The sequence below is a fragment of the Mycobacterium sp. E3298 genome (assembly GCF_001666895.1).
Lineage (GTDB): Bacteria > Actinomycetota > Actinomycetes > Mycobacteriales > Mycobacteriaceae > Mycobacterium.
In genome coordinates, this window is the sequence record NZ_LZJB01000020.1 from 1 (window position 1) to 2,079 (window position 2,079).

Here is a 2,079-nt window from a genome sequence, read left to right on the forward strand (position 1 = left end):
ATCAACTGGGGCAAGGCCGGCCGCATGCGGTGGAAGGGCAAGCGCCCCTCGGTCCGCGGTGTGGTCATGAACCCGGTGGACCACCCGCACGGTGGTGGTGAGGGTAAGACCTCCGGTGGCCGGCACCCGGTGAGCCCGTGGGGCAAGCCGGAGGGCCGCACCCGCCACCCGAATAAGGCCAGCAACAAACTCATCGTCCGGCGCCGGCGCACCGGCAAGAAGCACGGTCGCTAGGAAGTCGAGGAGTAACACATGCCACGCAGCCTGAAGAAGGGCCCGTTCGTCGACGACCACCTGCTGAAGAAGGTGGACGCGCAGAACGAGAAGAACACCAAGCAGGTCATCAAGACCTGGTCGCGGCGTTCGACGATCATCCCGGACTTCATCGGCCACACCTTCGCCGTCCACGACGGGCGCAAGCACGTCCCGGTGTTCGTCACCGAGGCGATGGTCGGCCACAAGCTTGGTGAATTCGCGCCGACGCGCACCTTCAAGGGACACATCAAGGACGACCGGAAGGCCAAACGGCGATGACCACAACCGAATTCCCGTCCGCGGTCGCCAAGGCGCGGTTCGTGCGGGTGTCGCCGACCAAGGCACGCCGGGTGATCGACCTGGTGCGCGGCAAGTCGGTGAACGACGCGCTCGACATCCTGCGCTGGGCGCCGCAGGCGGCCAGTGAGCCGGTGGCCAAGGTGATCGCCAGCGCCGCGGCGAACGCGCAGAACAACAACGGGCTGGACCCGGCCACCCTGGTGGTCGCCACGGTCTATGCCGACGAGGGCCCGACCGCCAAGCGCATCCGCCCGCGCGCCCAGGGGCGCGCGTTCCGGATCCGCAAGCGCACCAGCCACATCACGGTCGTGGTAGAGAGCCGGCCGGCCAAGGACCAGCGTTCGGCGAAGTCGACGAGGGCCCGCCGGGCCGAGGCCAGCAAGGCGGCCGCGAAGGCGCCCGCGAAGAAGGCGGCCACCAAGGCCCCGGCCAAGAAAGCGGCCGCCAAGAAGGCACCGGCCAAGAAGGCACCTGCCAAAACGTCTGAGACTTCTGAGGCGAAGGGAGGCTCAGACTAGTGGGCCAGAAGATCAATCCGCACGGCTTCCGGCTGGGCATCACCACGGACTGGAAGTCGCGCTGGTACGCCGACAAGCAGTACGCGGACTACGTCAAGGAAGACGTCGCGATCCGGCGGCTGCTGTCCACCGGTCTGGAGCGCGCCGGCATCGCCGACGTGGAGATCGAGCGCACCCGTGACCGGGTGCGCGTCGACATCCACACCGCACGCCCCGGCATCGTGATCGGGCGTCGCGGCACCGAGGCCGACCGCATCCGCGCGGACCTGGAGAAGCTGACCGGCAAGCAGGTTCAGCTCAACATCCTCGAGGTCAGAAACCCCGAGTCGCAGGCCCAGCTGGTGGCGCAGGGCGTCGCCGAGCAGCTGAGCAACCGGGTGGCGTTCCGCCGCGCCATGCGTAAGGCCATCCAGTCGGCGATGCGCCAGCCCAACGTCAAGGGCATCCGGGTGCAATGCTCGGGTCGTCTCGGCGGTGCGGAGATGAGCCGTTCGGAGTTCTACCGCGAGGGCCGGGTGCCGCTGCACACGCTGCGCGCCGACATCGACTACGGCCTGTATGAGGCCAAGACCACCTTCGGCCGGATCGGTGTGAAGGTGTGGATCTACAAGGGCGACATCGTCGGTGGCAAGCGCGAATTGGCCGCGGCCGCGCCGGCGGGCGCCGACCGTCCGCGCCGCGAGCGTCCGTCGGGCACCCGCCCCCGCCGCAGCGGTGCGTCGGGCACCACGGCGACCAGCACCGAGGCCGGCCGCGCCGCCGCGGGCGCCGAGGAGCAGGCCGCCGCGGCCGAGGCCCCGCCCGCTCCAGAACCGCAGAGCACGGAGAGCTGAACCATGTTGATTCCCCGCAGGGTTAAACACCGTAAGCAACACCACCCCCGCCAGCGCGGCATCGCCAGCGGTGGCACCGCGGTGAACTTCGGCGACTACGGCATTCAGGCGCTCGAGCACGCCTACGTGACCAACCGGCAGATCGAGTCCGCCCGTATCGCGATCAACCGCCA

4 protein-coding genes and 1 pseudogene are annotated in these 2,079 nt (G+C 69.1%); all 5 read left to right on the plus strand.

Annotated elements, in window-relative coordinates; all coding sequences use genetic code 11:
• A pseudogene (locus A9X05_RS01020) lies at window positions 1-234 on the plus strand (50S ribosomal protein L2); the annotation flags it as partial.
• A gap of 18 nt (window positions 235-252) precedes the next feature.
• Window positions 253-534, plus strand: coding sequence for a 30S ribosomal protein S19 (rpsS, locus tag A9X05_RS01025; RefSeq protein ID WP_007167837.1), 282 nt, complete (start codon window positions 253-255; stop codon window positions 532-534).
• Window positions 531-1,073: a 50S ribosomal protein L22 gene (rplV, locus tag A9X05_RS01030; RefSeq protein WP_067753507.1), complete on the plus strand. Its 543-nt coding sequence runs from the start codon at window positions 531-533 to the stop codon at window positions 1,071-1,073. Before rpsS ends, rplV begins: the two co-directional genes overlap by 4 nt.
• Window positions 1,073-1,906 carry a 30S ribosomal protein S3 gene (rpsC, locus tag A9X05_RS01035; RefSeq protein ID WP_067753510.1) on the plus strand — a complete coding sequence of 278 codons (834 nt, stop codon included), beginning with the start codon at window positions 1,073-1,075 and terminating at the stop codon, window positions 1,904-1,906. Before rplV ends, rpsC begins: the two co-directional genes overlap by 1 nt.
• Window positions 1,907-1,909: 3 nt before the next feature.
• On the plus strand, window positions 1,910-2,079 hold a 170-nt coding region (locus tag A9X05_RS01040), incomplete at its 3' end, for a ribosomal protein L16 (protein WP_197498859.1).